At 60.8% G+C, this 14,351-nt stretch carries 23 protein-coding genes; 17 read left to right on the top strand and 6 right to left on the bottom strand.

Annotation, left to right across the window (positions count from 1 at the left end; genetic code table 11):
• Positions 1 to 2: 2 nt before the first annotated feature.
• The 5 genes from G3N59_RS10550 to G3N59_RS10530 all read right to left on the bottom strand — a co-directional run bounded on the left by G3N59_RS10550 (position 3) and on the right by G3N59_RS10530 (position 2,356).
• Positions 3 to 1,073 (bottom strand): helix-turn-helix domain-containing protein, encoded by a 1,071-nt coding sequence (locus G3N59_RS10550; protein ID WP_241023364.1) that lies wholly within the window; start codon positions 1,071 to 1,073, stop codon positions 3 to 5.
• Complete coding sequence (locus tag G3N59_RS10545; RefSeq protein ID WP_205982523.1) at positions 1,073 to 1,378, bottom strand: DUF4406 domain-containing protein; 306 nt, start codon at positions 1,376 to 1,378, stop codon at positions 1,073 to 1,075. Before G3N59_RS10545 ends, G3N59_RS10550 begins: the two co-directional genes overlap by 1 nt.
• Before the next feature lie 3 nt (positions 1,379 to 1,381).
• Positions 1,382 to 1,525 (bottom strand): hypothetical protein, encoded by a 144-nt coding sequence (locus tag G3N59_RS10540; RefSeq protein ID WP_205982522.1) that lies wholly within the window; start codon positions 1,523 to 1,525, stop codon positions 1,382 to 1,384.
• A gap of 217 nt (positions 1,526 to 1,742) precedes the next feature.
• Positions 1,743 to 2,054 carry a helix-turn-helix transcriptional regulator gene (locus tag G3N59_RS10535; RefSeq protein WP_205982521.1) on the bottom strand — a complete coding sequence of 104 codons (312 nt, stop codon included), beginning with the start codon at positions 2,052 to 2,054 and terminating at the stop codon, positions 1,743 to 1,745.
• Positions 2,055 to 2,137: 83 nt separating this feature from the next.
• The gene (locus G3N59_RS10530; protein ID WP_205982520.1) at positions 2,138 to 2,356 is read right to left on the bottom strand and encodes a helix-turn-helix transcriptional regulator; all 219 of its coding nucleotides are present in this window, start codon (positions 2,354 to 2,356) and stop codon (positions 2,138 to 2,140) included.
• 110 nt (positions 2,357 to 2,466) lie between these two features.
• On the opposite strand from G3N59_RS10530, the gene G3N59_RS10525 reads away from it, so the two are divergent.
• From G3N59_RS10525 to G3N59_RS10450, 16 genes are all read left to right on the top strand, one after another.
• The gene (locus G3N59_RS10525; protein WP_241023332.1) at positions 2,467 to 3,390 is read left to right on the top strand and encodes a S24 family peptidase; all 924 of its coding nucleotides are present in this window, start codon (positions 2,467 to 2,469) and stop codon (positions 3,388 to 3,390) included.
• A 33-nt stretch (positions 3,391 to 3,423) separates the two neighbouring features.
• Positions 3,424 to 3,762 carry a hypothetical protein gene (locus tag G3N59_RS10520; RefSeq protein ID WP_205982519.1) on the top strand — a complete coding sequence of 113 codons (339 nt, stop codon included), beginning with the start codon at positions 3,424 to 3,426 and terminating at the stop codon, positions 3,760 to 3,762.
• The gene (locus G3N59_RS10515) at positions 3,738 to 4,334 is read left to right on the top strand and encodes a hypothetical protein (protein ID WP_205982518.1); all 597 of its coding nucleotides are present in this window, start codon (positions 3,738 to 3,740) and stop codon (positions 4,332 to 4,334) included. Before G3N59_RS10520 ends, G3N59_RS10515 begins: the two co-directional genes overlap by 25 nt.
• A 127-nt stretch (positions 4,335 to 4,461) precedes the next feature.
• Complete coding sequence (locus G3N59_RS10510; RefSeq protein WP_205982517.1) at positions 4,462 to 4,734, top strand: hypothetical protein; 273 nt, start codon at positions 4,462 to 4,464, stop codon at positions 4,732 to 4,734.
• 107 nt (positions 4,735 to 4,841) lie between these two features.
• A complete protein-coding gene (locus tag G3N59_RS10505) occupies positions 4,842 to 4,982 on the top strand; it encodes a hypothetical protein (RefSeq protein ID WP_205982516.1) in 141 nt (46 codons plus the stop codon).
• 38 nt (positions 4,983 to 5,020) lie between these two features.
• Positions 5,021 to 5,302 carry a hypothetical protein gene (locus G3N59_RS10500; RefSeq protein ID WP_205982515.1) on the top strand — a complete coding sequence of 94 codons (282 nt, stop codon included), beginning with the start codon at positions 5,021 to 5,023 and terminating at the stop codon, positions 5,300 to 5,302.
• Positions 5,299 to 5,472, top strand: coding sequence for a hypothetical protein (locus tag G3N59_RS10495; RefSeq protein WP_205982514.1), 174 nt, complete (start codon positions 5,299 to 5,301; stop codon positions 5,470 to 5,472). The genes G3N59_RS10500 and G3N59_RS10495 overlap by 4 nt, the downstream gene beginning before the upstream one ends.
• A gap of 104 nt (positions 5,473 to 5,576) precedes the next feature.
• Positions 5,577 to 5,825: a hypothetical protein gene (locus G3N59_RS10490; RefSeq protein WP_205982513.1), complete on the top strand. Its 249-nt coding sequence runs from the start codon at positions 5,577 to 5,579 to the stop codon at positions 5,823 to 5,825.
• On the top strand, positions 5,822 to 6,271 hold the full coding sequence (locus G3N59_RS10485; RefSeq protein WP_205982512.1) for a hypothetical protein: 450 nt from the start codon (positions 5,822 to 5,824) through the stop codon (positions 6,269 to 6,271). The genes G3N59_RS10490 and G3N59_RS10485 overlap by 4 nt, the downstream gene beginning before the upstream one ends.
• Positions 6,272 to 6,306: 35 nt before the next feature.
• Positions 6,307 to 6,591, top strand: a complete 285-nt coding sequence (locus G3N59_RS10480; protein ID WP_241023331.1) for a hypothetical protein — start codon at positions 6,307 to 6,309, stop codon at positions 6,589 to 6,591.
• Positions 6,592 to 6,604: 13 nt separating this feature from the next.
• Complete coding sequence (locus tag G3N59_RS10475) at positions 6,605 to 6,883, top strand: hypothetical protein (RefSeq protein ID WP_205982511.1); 279 nt, start codon at positions 6,605 to 6,607, stop codon at positions 6,881 to 6,883.
• Positions 6,884 to 6,911: 28 nt separating this feature from the next.
• The gene (locus G3N59_RS10470) at positions 6,912 to 7,766 is read left to right on the top strand and encodes a Lar family restriction alleviation protein (protein ID WP_205982510.1); all 855 of its coding nucleotides are present in this window, start codon (positions 6,912 to 6,914) and stop codon (positions 7,764 to 7,766) included.
• Positions 7,763 to 8,224, top strand: a complete 462-nt coding sequence (locus G3N59_RS10465) for a hypothetical protein (RefSeq protein ID WP_205982509.1) — start codon at positions 7,763 to 7,765, stop codon at positions 8,222 to 8,224. The genes G3N59_RS10470 and G3N59_RS10465 overlap by 4 nt, the downstream gene beginning before the upstream one ends.
• Entirely contained in the window at positions 8,211 to 8,567 is a 357-nt protein-coding gene (locus G3N59_RS10460; RefSeq protein WP_205982508.1) for a hypothetical protein, read from the top strand. The genes G3N59_RS10465 and G3N59_RS10460 overlap by 14 nt, the downstream gene beginning before the upstream one ends.
• A 229-nt stretch (positions 8,568 to 8,796) precedes the next feature.
• Complete coding sequence (locus G3N59_RS10455) at positions 8,797 to 9,834, top strand: site-specific integrase (RefSeq protein ID WP_205982507.1); 1,038 nt, start codon at positions 8,797 to 8,799, stop codon at positions 9,832 to 9,834.
• Positions 9,835 to 9,983: 149 nt separating this feature from the next.
• Positions 9,984 to 13,292, top strand: a complete 3,309-nt coding sequence (locus tag G3N59_RS10450; protein WP_205982506.1) for a hybrid sensor histidine kinase/response regulator — start codon at positions 9,984 to 9,986, stop codon at positions 13,290 to 13,292.
• 5 nt (positions 13,293 to 13,297) lie between these two features.
• Here G3N59_RS10450 and G3N59_RS10445 read toward each other — a convergent pair whose 3' ends face one another.
• Positions 13,298 to 13,615 (bottom strand): hypothetical protein, encoded by a 318-nt coding sequence (locus G3N59_RS10445; RefSeq protein WP_205982505.1) that lies wholly within the window; start codon positions 13,613 to 13,615, stop codon positions 13,298 to 13,300.
• 235 nt (positions 13,616 to 13,850) lie between these two features.
• Here G3N59_RS10445 and G3N59_RS10440 point away from each other — a divergent pair, with 235 nt between their 5' ends.
• On the top strand, positions 13,851 to 14,228 hold the full coding sequence (locus G3N59_RS10440) for a DUF2946 domain-containing protein (protein ID WP_205982504.1): 378 nt from the start codon (positions 13,851 to 13,853) through the stop codon (positions 14,226 to 14,228).
• Positions 14,229 to 14,351: the final 123 nt, after the last annotated feature.

The raw sequence follows: 14,351 nt of genomic DNA, 5'->3' as shown, positions 1-14,351 counted from the left end.
GATCAGAAGTCCGCGGGAAGCACGTCAGAGAGAAAATCGACAACTTCAGGAAAGCGTGCCGCGCCGCGCTCACGCATGAGCACGTAGTCGATCCAGGGACCACGACCGGAGGCTTTCGCCACGCGAACCAGAAAATCGGGCGTCGATTCGTTCGCGCGCCGCTCGACGCGAACACGCTTGCCCTGCTCGCCGATGCCGGAATCGCTCAGCCACCACTCGACACTGGGCGCCGGTTCATCGGCGCGCGCGGCGCCCGAGAGAACCTCGGTCACGAAGCGATCGAGGAACGCGGCGTAGACCGGTCGATTGTCAGACGCTTGCTCGCGGCGCTTCGCGGCGCGGCGCACCGCCTCGCGAAGCTGCTCAGCGGTGACGCCCTTGCCTACCCACGTCAGCACCAGCACGCGGTCAGCCTTGGGATCGACGGCCACGGCGAAAGCTTGCTCGAGCACGTTCAGCAGTTCTGCCTCACGGTCAGGTTCCGCGATGTCGCTGCTGTTTTCCTCGCTGCCTAAATTTTGAGCAGCAGCAGCAGCGGGGTTTTCCGCGCTCGCGTTGCTGCTGCTTTTCTTTGTAGGGTTAACTGCAGTATTAGACTGAACCTCGTTCAGTGCCTTTACGTCGCTAGGTTCAGTGCCTTCCTGCACGACGTTCAGTGCCTTTTCCGAAGGTACTGAACCTGCTTCAGTGCCCTTATCCACAGGGCACTGAACGTCTTTCAGTGCCTTTGCTCCGCGCCCTCTTTTCGAAGGCACTGAACCTGTTTCAGTGCCTTCGTTTTCGGCGCGAATTTCGAACCCTTCTGGAATACGCGGAAGATACTCATGGCGCGCCCAGCGCTGCTTCGCGAAGCCGTGTTTACGCACGACGAACCAGCCAAGCGATGCGGCGGTGGTCAGATGCGTGCACACTGAGCGCTCAGAAAGGCCTGTTTCCTCGGCAAGCATGGCCGTAGACGGGAAGCAGTCCTCACCAAGGTCATTCAAATGACACGAGAGCGTCAACAGGACGTGCCGCGTTGTCGGCGACAGGCCCGACTTGATAATGGCGTGGCGCCATGTCCATGGCTTCATCACGCGGCAACCTCGGCGCTCGGTGCGTACATGATTTCCAGACCGAGTTCGAGCGCGATATGACGCTCCAGGCGCGCGCCGCGTGAGCCTTCAAACCCCGGAAGCAGGCAGATGCCTTCGCACGTCACCAGTTCGCGGATGTCCGCGCGCATCGCGGCGGCCCATTCCGTGCCTGCAGCCGGGTTGATTTCCGCTGGATTGATCACGTCGTGACCAAGTCCGCGCAGGCGCGCCGCTTCGGCGTGGAAACGGGGGAAATTGAGTTCGGGAATTCCGGTCATGGGACCGGCGATGTAGATGCGCATGGATCAGTGCCCGCAAGGAAGGCTGACGCCCGGGACTTTCACGGCCCCGCAGGACAGGCAGATCAGCGGCGTGACATCGGGAGAAGCAACGGGCTCGGGCTGGTCCGCCAGCATGCGCTCCACGTCGGTCTGTTGAGGTTGATTCATCGTCGATCCTCGAAAAAATTGGCCGTAGCTTTCCGGCCTGTCATCGGCTCAGCACATTGCACCGCCGCCAGCACTCCGAGGTCTCGGCGCAGCTATCCGATAGCGCGCCGACCGCATGTGCAATACGGGTTTTCTTACGACCGCACCCACCAGAACGCGCCGCCAAACGCGAATGCGATAACTCCAAACATGAAAAAATCGAAGAAAAGTTCCACGGTCAGCTCCTGCGACCGCACTCGCCCATGTTCATGCGGGCGCAGTGACAGTTCGATCCGATGACGTTGCCGCGCGCGAGGTAATCCATGTATTCGACGCTGGTGATGGTCAGGCCCAGTGCGCCGATTACCGCGTTCAGCTTGTCGATGGTGATGCCGGCGTTACCGCTCAGCACCTTGGAAAGCATCGTCGAATCCCAGCCCGTGGCATCGACGACAGCGGCCTGGTTCTCCGCGTCGCGCAGCGCGGCGCGCAGTATCGATTCAGGCTTCACTTTCGCCGGGCCTGAGACCGGCAATTCAACAGCGTTCATTGGTATTCACCCCGGTTCATAAAGCTTCGAATGCGGCTGAATGGCCGCGTAATTACAGTGACGACATTGAGCAGCGCAACGCGCTACGCAGCGGCAGCCTGGGTAAGCGAGTTGGAACGAGCAGCGAAGTGTTGCGCGTGAAATGCGCTGAGACGGTTCCAGTACGACGCCTTCGTATCGGCGATCTTCCCGTTCTGGATTCGGCTGATAGTTGCCTGCGGGATACCGGTCGCTTCGCTAACCTTCCCTTGGCTCAAGCCTGCGGAGGTCAGCTCGTCGATCAGTTGCTTCGCGGTTTTCATGTGGGCGCTCCAAGTTGCCTATGGAGCGCATTCTATACGCTTTCGTATTACTGTCAAACGGTATCGTATAAGTCCTTGCGCGGACTTATGCATTTCCGTATTTTCTGCGCATGTCGAAAACATCTATTTTTTTGGTCTCAAACCTGCAGTTTTTGATGGAAAAACGCGGGTTGAACCCAAATTCGCTCTCGGAACGGGTTGGAAATAAGCCGCCTCAGGCGACGATCTTCCGCATCCTGAACGGTGAGAGCTTGACGCCTCGCGACGACACGGTGCGCCCGCTCGCGGATTTTTTCGGCGTCTCCCTGCAGGACTTGCGATACACGGATCTAGCGGCGCGCGCACTTGCCCCGAAACCCGCAACGGGCGTTGACGTTGCACGGCGCGTAGCGCTTGTGCTTAACGAAACGGGCGCCAGCGTCGAGGAACTCGCCTCCGCCGCAAACGTACCGGCCGATACCGTTCGAGAATGGCTCGATGGCGCCGTTGCGACGATCCGACTTGAGCATGCAGCAGACATACAGGAAAAATTCGGCTACAGCGCTGTTTGGCTGGTGATGGGCAAGGGCGCAAGAAAATCGGCGAACATCCACCACGAGGATTCGTTCGACCCGATACCGCTCCCTCCCGGCAAACGCATTCCAGTAGTGGGGACAGCACAATTGGGAGACGACGGACACTGGGCTGATCTGGATTATCCGGTCGGCCACGGGGACGGTTATCTGGATTTCCCGTCCAAGGACAAAGACGCCTACGGCGTGCGCTGTAAAGGCGACTCAATGACGCCGCGCATCAAGGATGGGGAATTCGTCGTCGTCGAACCGAACCGCAAGGTCGATCACGGGGACGAAGTACTGGTAAAGGCCAAGGATGGCCGTGTAATGGTAAAGATCTACCTTTACGCAGCCCAAGGCCGTACCCATCTGATGTCTGTGAACACCTCGCACGCGCCGATCGCCATCAATTCCGACCAGATCGAACGGTTGCACTACGTCGCGGCGATCGTGAAACCGTCGATGTGGCTATTCGGCTGAGCATTTGGACCAACGTTTTACACAGGGAATTTTATGGCAGACGAGCAGACCCCGGCCACGCCAACGCCGGAGCCAGAAACCGCCAAATTGCTGACGAAGGATCAGCTGTCGGAGTATTTCAATACCGTCCATAAAGGAAGCTGCCCCTCGTGCGGTGAGCGGAAATGGGCCGTCATCGGCTCCCCAGCTGACACGACTGCGTTCGTCTATTACCACTCCGCCAAGCGGATTACGCCTAAGACGATTTATCCGAAAAGTTTGATTGACCCGAATACGTTTCCCGTCGTCAACCTCATGTGCAATACGTGCGGATTGATTCAGCCCTTTTCCTACTATACGATCGAGCGATGGGCGGAGAACAACAAGAAGTAACGAGCGCACCGATCGCTCCCGAATTAGAAGGCCCCCAGCAGGAGGTCACCGCTGCGCTCTATTCCATGGCGACGAAGAGTCGCGTCACCACCAGTGCGCAAGCAGCGACATCACCACGCCAGATCCAGAAAGGTAAAGGTGTGGGGTTTGACACGGCCGGCGGCGGCGGAGATGATGGGGGTATGGATAGGATCGAAAACCTCGAAAAGTCTGTGAAGCGTCTAGAGGACGATTTCACGACCGTTCGGAATGATGTAACCGGCATGAGAAACGACATGTCGGAGATCCGCATTACGCTCGGCGAACTGAACGCGAAGTTCAACATCAATGACATTCGCCAAAATGTCGAAAAAGCGCACACTGACATCTACAAATGGCTTGCCACCGTCGTCGTATCGGTTGCCGCCGGTGGCATTGCCATCTATACGGGATTGAAGTCAAGCGCCAGCCAGCCCGCGCCAGCAATGCCAAGCATTCAATACGTGGTCCCGATGCAGCCTCAACCAGCGGCGGTGCCGGGCATCGCACCCACGCCCGCCCCGCCGCCGTCGACGGCGTCTCCTCAGAAGTAACTTCCAGCAGACAATCCCGCTTCGGCGGGATTTTTTTCGGGCGAATCTATACGGAATCGTATTGACTAAACAATACGCTTTCGTATAATTACCTCAACGCGTCACCGTGACGCGACGAGGAAACCCAGTGGAAATCTTCACCCTCACCGACCCGCGCGATTTCGGGCGCTCCTTCTCCGATTGCACCGACGAAGAGCTGTTCGTCTCGTTCATTTGCGCCAATGCCTGCGTCGATACGATCCGCGAAATCGCACGCCGTGGCCTCAACGAGCGCAACGCGCAGTTGATCACGGCCGAACTCAACGACGGCTCGACGCACATGCTGCGCGAGCTCCTGCGACGCGGAATCGATCCGGACAAGAAGTTTTCGTTCGGCGCCCCGGCACCAGCGAGTCACTGAGCCATGCACAAGCTGCCTGACTGGTCCCCGTTCGCGGTCCTCGGCCTGCTCTATCTCGTGGCCGCCAGCATCGCCCCTCCCATCGAATTCCTATTCGGCCTCGCCAAATGAAAAACCTTCTGAGCCTCATCGCGCTCTGGGGCCGCGTCACGGTTGTGCTCGCCCTTCTCGCTTTTCTTGTCGCAACGCTGCAGCAGGTCGGTGGCGCTGAAATCGCGCGTGCCGGTGGCTTCTGGAGCATGAACTAAGCGATCTGATCCATAAGGATGGCTAACTGGAGAATGTCATGCCGCGTCAAAAAATGACCGACGAAGAACGCGCAGCGAAGAAGCAGGCGCGCAAAGACGAGATCAACGCAGAGCGCGAGGCCGCCAAGACTGAGTTGCGCGGAATCATTACTGAACTCGCAAGCCAGATTCCCTTGCATGTGCGCATGGGGGGGGTACAGACGGTTCACGAGTGGAAATCTGCGCTCGACAAAGCAGTCGATTGCACGAAGCTCGGACGTGTTTCGGTTGAGCGCCTCAAATCCGTTGCTGATGCACTTCGCAGCCAGGTCGTGAGATGACTGTCGCCGAACTCATCACTGAGCTGCAGCGCTTCCCCGCTCACCACGTCGTCTCTGTCGCAACAGACTCCGAATCGCTCAGCGGAATGCCGAACTACGACGAGCACTACATCGCTGATGTGACCGAAGGCGAGCGCGGCGAAGTCCGCATCGACTGCACGTCGCGCTAACGAATTTTTATTCGCCAAACGCATAACCGGCGTTTATGCGTCTTACGCATAAATATGCACGCCTACCGCCAGCACGCAGCTTGAACCACAAACGTGAGACGACCATGAACTGCACCTGCATTAACGAATTGGAAAAGAAGCTCGCTGAGAAGTATTCGGCCGAGCTCGGCGCGCCGGCCGCCGTCGAGTGCCAAGCCGTCGGTTTCATGTTCGGCGTCGGCATCTCTGTCGCCCACAAGACCGAATTCAAGGTCACGGCCAACTCGGCCGGATTCAAGCGCGGCAAGTCGATACCGGTAATCGCCAGCTTCTGCCCGTTTTGCGGCAAGTCGGCCAAGGATGCCGAGGCATGAACCTGCGAATCCTGAAAAAACTGTCGAAGCGTGCCGCGCCGCTGTTGCCGCTGCTCGGTGACTGCCGAGAGCAATTCCGTGCCGAGCGGGACGGTAGCCACACCGGGCAGGCTGGCATCGAGCGAAAGCACTGGGACCGCACGAGCGTGAGCCACGGCGGCAAGCCGTGGAGGCATGACATCAAGTTCAAGGTGCGGCGCGGTGAACGCTGGGTCGTGATGTCGCCGCCCAGCAGCCCGCTCAAGGGCACGGTAATTGTCGGCGAAATGTCCGGCTACTACGAGCCCGAGTGGGACGAAGAAACCGCGTGGGAATCGCTGGAGCGGATCGTCTTGGATCACTTCACCGACTGGGACGAGAGCGGCCCGACTGCGCTGCGCAGGTTCCGTTACCCCAGCGACATATTCCGAGCCGCGCGCGAAATCATCGCCGAGCGCGGCCAGTAAGCAGCTTGAACCCCAACCGATTGAGTGAGACGAGCATGAGCGACGAAAAACTGTGGATGCTGAATATCCAAGGCCCTGATGACGTGATCGCGGCCCCTTCGAAAGATGAAGCCGACAAGGTAGCTGCTGCATTCAATGCGCATTGGGGTGCGTATCTCGCGAAGCAGCGCGCAGCATCGATCGCTGAGGGCAAAGACCCGGACAACTGGCCGACCGTCACAGCCATAGTAGTCGAGTGGGATAGCACGCCCGCTGCACACGCCAGCAGCGTCAAGAAGTACTGGCCCGAGTACGCGCAATACCTGACTCCCCACCCGTAACCGGCATAGAGATATGAGCACCCAAGACCTCACCGCGCGCGCATTCGAGATCGCTGACGAAAGCATGGTCGAGCTACTCGCTTCCCATTCGGTTAGAGGTTCTGCGCTTGCGCCCACGTTTGGCCTATCCGATGCCGATGGACGCGAAGTGCGCGATCTCGAAGATTCCGACCCGGCGATTCAAGAGGCTTTTGAATGGCTCGAAGCCCGCGGCCTTGCCGAATTGGTCGAAGGCGAAGTCGACACTTTCATCCTGCTTAAAGGTCATGCCGTTGAATTCGTCGGTATCTGACCGCCTAACACGAGACACGAGGATAACGATGGACAACCAACTGAAGCCGTGCCCGTTCTGCGGCGGCAAAGCATTTTTCGAGCGCATCGGTACAGCGCGCCAGTCCTGCATCGTCGAATGCGCATCCTGCGGAACGCGCAACGAAAGTGGCGAAGAGGGCGACGCCTGTGGAAACCAATGGAACGCCCGCGCCGTCGTCCCTGCCGATGCGGCCGCAGCGCCGATCATGCGCTTCAACATCATCGGCAATCTGATCAATCCGGCCCCGAACGGTCTGTACGTCCGCTATGAGGACCACGCCCGGATCGCCGCTACCGTCGCCCCTGCTGCGGTAGCGCCGCTCACGGTCGCACAGCGAGATTCGATCTGGGTAGCCGCTGAAGCGCTCGAAAAGGGCGACCAGCACGCGCACGCATCGGAGTTGCGCGCGATGCTCAAAGCCGCCCCTACGCCTACCGTCGCCGCAGATGCGGCAGCGCCTATCAACCTCGAAGGCCTGCGCAAGAAGCTGCTGACGCCGCGCGAAATCGTGCGCGACGATCAAGGCTTCCTGACGCACCCGAACTTCCCGATTTGCGACGAAGGCACGCGTGCCGACAAGTTTCTTGAGGCGTTCGGCATCGAGCCGCGCTTTCGTTCGATGGAGAACGACCTCCCAGACCTGCACGAGCGCTGGTGCGAGGGAGACGTGGACAACTGCTCCGAATGGACGCCGACGGCACCCGAGGGCGATGGCTGGCTCCTGCTCGAAATCTACGACACGGAGGATGGTCCTTACGCGCTGTTCGGACGTGACAAATACGAAGCCGAGAACGCTTTGAAGCGTCAGCGCATGCGCGACAGCATCCAGCGACGCCAAGCAAACCAGGGAGATGCGCAATGAGTAACGAAAGCAAGCAGCCCGACGAGCGCGCGACGTTCGAATGGCCCGCGCATCCACGGTTCCCGACGCCTACCATCCGGCACGCAAACGGAAGCGGGTATTTCACCGAGCACCAGATGCAGGGCTATGCAAACGCCTACGGCGAGATCGTCCGCGTATCTCTCACCCCACCGCCCACCGAGCGCATGAGCGAGGCAGATCGCGAATGCAAATGGACCTACGACCTCGATGGTGAAGGCGGATTCTGGGATACGGAATGTGGCGAAGCATTTTGTTTCATGACGGACGGTCCCAAGCAAAACAACTTCGCTTGGTGTTGCTACTGCGGCGGCAAGCTTGTGCCGACGCTTGGCGACGCCGCCCGCAAAGCTGAGATCGAGCGCAGCGGTCAGGAAAGTGAAGGTAACCGCGCACCCATAGACGTGCACCAACAGGCTAACGACGATGCCGGAAGCTAGTACCCGCCAGCGGCGCTCCGTCATCGTCGATTGTGTGACGCGCGCAATCCGTCCAATCTCAACTGCGGCTATCGCTGAGCAGCTTGGCATTGAACTCGAACTCGCATGCACACGGGTCCGCCAGCTCGAAGACGGTGGCCGCCTGCGCCGCGTCGGCACTGCCACGCGCGTGCGAGACATTCGGTGGATGCCGGCAGTTGCGGCGATCGTTCAGCGACCGAGCGAGGAAATCAGTTACCGCGCTGCCGAAAACATCGAGGCGATGCGCGCGGCGCTTCTATTACGTATCGAGCGCGGTCAGCGCGCCGATTGGAACTCTGAAAAAGCGGGAGCCATACCGTGACGATCGTAGCCATACCGACCGCCAGCACACCGCTGCGCGAACCAGCGCTCACGTTGAAAGAGGCGGCTGCGCTTCTCAGCGTTTCTTATTCCACCATTTATGCAAATCGCGTCCGCCTTGGTTTTTTCAAGGTAGGGGGCGCGTGGCGTATCTGGCCTGAAAAATTGCGGCAATCCTGCGACGCGTACAATACCGATCGACCGGCGCGAGCGGACAAGAGAGGTTCAACATGGGAATCCGCAAACGCAAAAGCTCCGACATCTGGCACATCGATTTCCGCGCGCCAGGCGGCGGCCGAGTTCGCCAAAGTAGTGGAACAAGTGACAAAAGGAAAGCGCAAGAGCTGCACGACAAGCTGAAGCACGAGGCTTGGCGTGTAGCGAAATTGGGGGAGAAACCGCGTCATATCTTCGAAGAAGGCGCCGCGCGGTTTCTCAGAGAGCGCATGGAAAAGACAACGATCACGAGCATGACCGCACACATGATGTACTTCTGCGGGATTTTCGGCGGTCGTGATCTGGCGTCTATCACGCGCTCTGAGATTATGGCGGCAATCCCTGTGGACGCGGTGCGCGTAGGTCGAAAGGCGCCACTGACTGCGGGCACGCGCAACCGGTATCTGTCGACGATCCGTGCCATGTTTTACGACGCGGCGAAGGAATGGGAATGGATCGAAAAGGCCCCCAACCTGCCCGAGTTGGAGGAGCCGACCGGACGTATTCGCTGGATTACGCGCGATGAGGCGAAGCGCCTGTTGCGCGCGCTAACCGACGAGTGCATGCAGGCCTGCACGGCGTTCGGCTTCCAGACCGGTCTGAGGCAGAGCAACATCCTGAAGCTGGAGTGGTCGCAGGTCGATCTGGTTGCGAAACGCGCGTGGATTCACCCCGATCAGGCCAAGGCGCGTAAGCCGATTGGCGTGCCACTGAACGAGGAAGCACTCGCTGTGCTGCGCAGGCAGATCGGCAAAAGCGATGAGTTCGTGTTCGTTAGCGCGGGCGAGCCGCTAGACAGATGGGATGCCTATGCGTGGAAGTTGGCATGCCGCCGGGCCGGGATAAAGAAGTTCCGGTTCCACGACGTGCGGCACACGTGGGCAAGCTGGCACGTCCAGGGCGGCACGCCGCTTCAGGTGCTCAAGGAACTGGGCGGCTGGGCGACGTTCGAGATGGTGCTGCGGTATGCCCACCTCGCGCCCGACCACCTGGCGCAGCACGCTGGGGCAGTTCTGTTGCATGAGCCGCCGCGTCTCGCGGTGGTCAGTTGATGGCTGGGCACATTCTGGTCACACAGCCTTCCCATGTGTACTGGGATGAATTACTCGAAAGCCATGCTGGGTAAGGCTTCCGGCGATTCTGGATGGGCGTAGTGTAACGGAGATCTGATCCGCTACGCGAGCGAACACGGGTTCGCATAATGGAACGGCGCATCGCCTCGCTCGCTTCGCCGCTCGGCGCGCTCAAGGCGCTGGAACGGAATCTGAAACGCGAGCGGCGCGTGTTCGGCATGCTAATCGCGCTACTGGCGTTCGCGGGCCTGTGCGCGGCGGCGGTGGCGGTGTTCAGTATCGGCGCGGCGGCGCTCTCGACCCAGGCCATGCAGATGCGCGCGGTCACGGCGCAGACCAACGAACTGCTGCTGCGGCGCTTCAATCTGATCGTGGGCCAGAGCCTGATGGTGGCCTTGCAGGAGAACGAGACGAGCGCGGCGGTCCTGCCTGAAGCGCCGGGCGTGCCCGTGACGTCACAACGCTGCACGCCGGCCTTCGACGGTCTCGATGGCAGCCCCGAACTGCACGCAGCGTGCGATCGCGCGGTGCAGATCGCGGAATTCGTCGGCGCGAATGCCCCGATGCTGTTCCTGCTGCTCGACGGCAGCGCGGCCTGGAGCTACAAGCTCGCGCCCGGTGCGCGCAATCCCGCCGATACCTCGCTGCACAGCGGCGCCGAACATGCGCGCATGCTGGTCGACGAGGTGCTGCTGCGCATGAATGCGCCCGGTGTCGCGCCATCGGGTAAAGGTTTTGGGCGCAAGGTCACGTGGTTTCGTCCGCCTGCGCGGCTGAATTTCGCGCCGCAACTGGTGCTGGGCGGCTCCATCGTGCGCAGGAACGGCAAACCTTATGCGATTGCGCTGACTGCCATCGATCTCGATCAGTTGCCGCGCGTGCCGAACCCCGCGCATCCCGAAGCGGTGCCGACCCTGTTCGATCGCGATGGCGCCATGCTCGCCGGACCGCTGAGCACCGTGGCCGCGCAATACGTCGATCGTAAAATCGCCAACCTGCCGCTCGAACGCTTTCATCTGCTGCCGCGCTTCGGTTGGGTGATGCGCGAGCAGCCGCTCTACGACTTCGGCCACTACACGCTGGCGATTTCCTGGACCACGGAATTCGCGCTGATCCGCGTGCCGCTCGCCGTTATCGGGCTGATGACGCTGGCGTTGCTCGCGCTGCTGGCGGCGCTGTCGCGCTACTGGAACCGTCACGTGCTCGAACGCACCTATCTGGAAGCGTCGCGCGCGCTCGAAGGCGAACTGCTCAACCATCTGCTCGTGCATGCCACGCCGGTTGGTCTGTGCATCGTGCGCCAGAGCACTTTCGAAATCGTGATCGCCAATCAGATCGTGCGCAATGTGCTGGGCCTCGACACTCAGGCCACGCGTTTGCCGAGCGCATTATGTGTCGAATTCGAAAAGCGCATGCCTTACCCGCCGCCCGGCGACGGCGAAATGCCGATCTACGACCTGCCCTTTTCGCTCACGCGCGAAGACGGCGAAAGCGTGCATCTGGAGATCACCTACGCACCGGCCACGATGCGTCGCGAAAACGTGATGTTCTGCGCATTCGCCGATCTGTCGAAGCATTACGAAGCCGAACGCCTGCTGCGCGAAGCCAAGCGCACCAGCGACGAAGCCGCGCGCAGCAAGGTCAGCTTCTTTGCGGCGATGAGCCATGAAATACGCACGCCGCTCGCTTCGCTCACCGGCAATATCGAACTGGTGGCGCGCGGGCCGCTCGCGCCCGAGCAGGAAGCGCGCGTGCAGGCGATGCAGATTTCCGCGTCCGAATTGCTGCAGATCGTGAGCGACGTGCTCGACTTCTCGAAGATCGATGTGGGCGCGATGACGATTTCAGAGGAATCCGAATCGATTGCTGCGCTGCTGGTGCGCATCGCTCTCGCGCATGCGCCGCTCGCGACACGACAGCAGGTGCCCTTCTATCTGGTGATCGACCGCGCCATTCCTGCACGGCTTTATTTCGACCCGGTGCGGCTCGCGCAGATCATCAATAATCTGCTGAGCAATGCGTTCAAGTTCACGCACTCCGGCAAGATCGTGCTGCGCGCGAACTGGCACGGCGACGCGATTGAAATCAGCGTGGCGGATTCGGGTGTGGGCATGCCGGAGTCGCTCAAGGCCCGTCTTTTCCAGCCTTTTACGCAAGGCGACGCCCATCGTCTGACCGAGGCGCGCGGCACCGGGCTTGGCCTGTCGATCTGCGGGCGTCTTGCCACGCTGATGAAAGGACGCTGCGAAGTGGAAAGCACCCTGGGCGTAGGCACGCGCGTGATCGTCACCTTGCCGCTGCGTGTGGATGCCGATGCGACGGCCGGTGAAGAATGGACGCTGCCCGAAACCAATCCGGCCATTCTGTGCCGCGCGCCTGAAAATCACGAATGGCTGACGAACCTGTTCGACACGAAGACCAGCACGCCGGCGGATCTGGCTTCGGCGCCGGTTTCATCGCGCGAGAGTGCGCTCGACTATCTGCTGGTGACAGGCGAATTCAGCGTCGACGATGTGCTGCGTGTGTGGGGCGGCACGGCGAACGTGGTGTGGCTGCGCCAGGATGGACCGCTCGTGCCGCTCGCGCGCGCAGACGGCAGCGTGGAAGTGAGTCTCTATAGCCTCGCGGGCATTCGCACCGCGACGCAGATGCTGCGCGCGCGGCCAGTGCAGCGTGAAGGCGCGGTTGCCGCGTCGCGCGAACCCTTGCAAGGCAGCGACTTCCAGCGCCTGAACGTGCTGATCGCCGAAGACAATCTGCTCAATCGCAGCCTGCTGCGCGACCAGTTACGCACGCTCGGCGCGAATGTTATCGAAGCGAAGGATGGCGAAGAAGCGCTCGCACGTCTGGACGATGCGCGCGTCGACGTCGTGCTCACCGACCTCAATATGCCGCGCATGAATGGCCTGGAATTGCTGCATGCCACGCGCGCAAAACATGGCACATTGCCGATCTATGCGGTGAGCGGCAACGCCCTGCCCGAGCAGATCGCGCAAGGCCGCCAGTCTGGTTTTACGGACTATCTGAGCAAACCCGTGCCGCTCGCGGAACTGGCGCGCGTACTGGCCGATGTGGCGAGCGCACACGCGAACGCTGCGGTCGAGTCCACCGCGGAAGACGATGCCGACGTGCCGCGCTTCCCTGCGCTATCGCCTGAAATTGCGCCGCTCTTTATCGAGCAGGCCGATCACGATATCGCCGATTACGCGGAGATCGCATCCGCACGCGATTTCAAGCGACTGCGCGAATGGGCGCATCGTGTTTCGGGCGGTCTTGCGGTGCTCGGCCCATCGATGCTTTATGAAGCGTGCCAGGAACTGCGCGCGACACTACGCGAGGCTGGCGCATGGAACGACGAAGCCGGCGAGCTTTCGGGCGCAGTCGTCGCCGAACTTGAAGCGCTGCGTGAACTGGCGGCGAGCCAGCATTCGGCGTAGCGGTTTCAGGGGCCTTGATGGCGAGCGTTTTCTTCCGGGCATTGACCGCTTTGCCGGCGCACGCACCACTGACGCAGCGCATTGTCTGCAAGCGGGCAATTAACCGGATTGCGCGGCGTGGCATGCGTGCGCGCGCCGAGTTTCAGCGCGAACTTGACGGGCAACTCCAGACCGCAACGCGTCGAATCGATACCGCTGCCGCGCGCGAGCGGCGCGTGCGACGTGCTGTCGCATGCGCGATGTTCGAGCCTTTGATCAGCGGGTTCGGCGGTACGGGCCATCCAGAGCAGGCTGGGCGAAGGGCGTAGGGAAAAAACGGACATGATCGCGCGCCGCCACGCAGGCGGCCCTCAATATTGTTCAGTTGAACATGCCGATCATGGTGACATTCGCATCGATCGAGACCTATCGTAAAAGTACGAAAGCGCCTGTTTCAGGACACTTTCCCGCGAGCGCAGCCAAATACGGGACTGCTTATGACCACTTTCAGCCTGCTTTCGCGCGTGCGTGAATCGCGCCTGGCGTGGTAGACTGCGCCGCGCAATCGCTCACTCCAATATGAAACTACGCAAGCACATTTTGCTGACCGCATGGCTTGGCCTCGTCGCCATGTGGCTCATCGTGCTTGCTCCGCTCGCGAGTCAGTTGATTGCCGCGCATCACGCGCACGAGCTGGACGCTACGCTTTGCTCCGCGCTTCAGCCGGCTTCCTCGGCCCCGCATCTTTCGCACGACGATGCGTTCGGCGCCTGCGGTTACTGCAATCTGCTTGAACATCACGTCGCCATGCCCGCTATCGCGGTGCCCGAAGCGCAACGCGCGCTCGTGGCCAATGTCGAGCGTGCAGCGACGCTGTCCACGCGTCATACGCCCTTCGGGGCCTTTCCCTCGGGCCGTCCACGCGCCCCTCCCGCTGTTTCCCGCGCATTCGCTTGACTGCTGTCGTCATCGGCCGCACGTTCGCGTTTTTTCTGCCTGATTACCGGTTGTTCGTTGCCTGATCGTCGCTTGTCCGTCGATCGCTGATCGTTTGCGATTGTTTGTGATCGTTTGCGATCG

Source organism: Paraburkholderia sp. Ac-20340 (genome assembly GCF_017104965.1).
In the GTDB taxonomy this organism is placed as follows: Bacteria; Pseudomonadota; Gammaproteobacteria; order Burkholderiales; family Burkholderiaceae; genus Paraburkholderia.
Note: the sequence above shows the minus strand (reverse complement) of the source record. Positions and strands in the feature narration are given on the sequence as shown.

What these genes read in the sequence shown, in the direction of transcription:
- G3N59_RS10440 (WP_205982504.1), top strand. Translation starts at nt 13,851, where the DNA reads ATGAAACTACGCAAGCACATTTTGCTGACCGCATGGCTTGGCCTCGTC.
- G3N59_RS10500 (WP_205982515.1), top strand. Translation starts at nt 5,021, where the DNA reads ATGCCGCGTCAAAAAATGACCGACGAAGAACGCGCAGCGAAGAAGCAG.
- G3N59_RS10475 (WP_205982511.1), top strand. Translation starts at nt 6,605, where the DNA reads ATGAGCACCCAAGACCTCACCGCGCGCGCATTCGAGATCGCTGACGAA.
- G3N59_RS10505 (WP_205982516.1), top strand. Translation starts at nt 4,842, where the DNA reads ATGAAAAACCTTCTGAGCCTCATCGCGCTCTGGGGCCGCGTCACGGTT.
- G3N59_RS10535 (WP_205982521.1), bottom strand. Translation starts at nt 2,054, where the DNA reads ATGAACGCTGTTGAATTGCCGGTCTCAGGCCCGGCGAAAGTGAAGCCT.
- G3N59_RS10550 (WP_241023364.1), bottom strand. Translation starts at nt 1,073, where the DNA reads ATGAAGCCATGGACATGGCGCCACGCCATTATCAAGTCGGGCCTGTCG.
- G3N59_RS10445 (WP_205982505.1), bottom strand. Translation starts at nt 13,615, where the DNA reads ATGTCCGTTTTTTCCCTACGCCCTTCGCCCAGCCTGCTCTGGATGGCC.
- G3N59_RS10490 (WP_205982513.1), top strand. Translation starts at nt 5,577, where the DNA reads ATGAACTGCACCTGCATTAACGAATTGGAAAAGAAGCTCGCTGAGAAG.
- G3N59_RS10540 (WP_205982522.1), bottom strand. Translation starts at nt 1,525, where the DNA reads ATGAATCAACCTCAACAGACCGACGTGGAGCGCATGCTGGCGGACCAG.
- G3N59_RS10520 (WP_205982519.1), top strand. Translation starts at nt 3,424, where the DNA reads ATGGCAGACGAGCAGACCCCGGCCACGCCAACGCCGGAGCCAGAAACC.
- G3N59_RS10495 (WP_205982514.1), top strand. Translation starts at nt 5,299, where the DNA reads ATGACTGTCGCCGAACTCATCACTGAGCTGCAGCGCTTCCCCGCTCAC.
- G3N59_RS10480 (WP_241023331.1), top strand. Translation starts at nt 6,307, where the DNA reads ATGAGCGACGAAAAACTGTGGATGCTGAATATCCAAGGCCCTGATGAC.
- G3N59_RS10465 (WP_205982509.1), top strand. Translation starts at nt 7,763, where the DNA reads ATGAGTAACGAAAGCAAGCAGCCCGACGAGCGCGCGACGTTCGAATGG.
- G3N59_RS10525 (WP_241023332.1), top strand. Translation starts at nt 2,467, where the DNA reads ATGTCGAAAACATCTATTTTTTTGGTCTCAAACCTGCAGTTTTTGATG.
- G3N59_RS10545 (WP_205982523.1), bottom strand. Translation starts at nt 1,378, where the DNA reads ATGCGCATCTACATCGCCGGTCCCATGACCGGAATTCCCGAACTCAAT.
- G3N59_RS10455 (WP_205982507.1), top strand. Translation starts at nt 8,797, where the DNA reads ATGGGAATCCGCAAACGCAAAAGCTCCGACATCTGGCACATCGATTTC.
- G3N59_RS10530 (WP_205982520.1), bottom strand. Translation starts at nt 2,356, where the DNA reads ATGAAAACCGCGAAGCAACTGATCGACGAGCTGACCTCCGCAGGCTTG.
- G3N59_RS10450 (WP_205982506.1), top strand. Translation starts at nt 9,984, where the DNA reads ATGGAACGGCGCATCGCCTCGCTCGCTTCGCCGCTCGGCGCGCTCAAG.
- G3N59_RS10470 (WP_205982510.1), top strand. Translation starts at nt 6,912, where the DNA reads ATGGACAACCAACTGAAGCCGTGCCCGTTCTGCGGCGGCAAAGCATTT.
- G3N59_RS10515 (WP_205982518.1), top strand. Translation starts at nt 3,738, where the DNA reads ATGGGCGGAGAACAACAAGAAGTAACGAGCGCACCGATCGCTCCCGAA.
- G3N59_RS10460 (WP_205982508.1), top strand. Translation starts at nt 8,211, where the DNA reads ATGCCGGAAGCTAGTACCCGCCAGCGGCGCTCCGTCATCGTCGATTGT.
- G3N59_RS10485 (WP_205982512.1), top strand. Translation starts at nt 5,822, where the DNA reads ATGAACCTGCGAATCCTGAAAAAACTGTCGAAGCGTGCCGCGCCGCTG.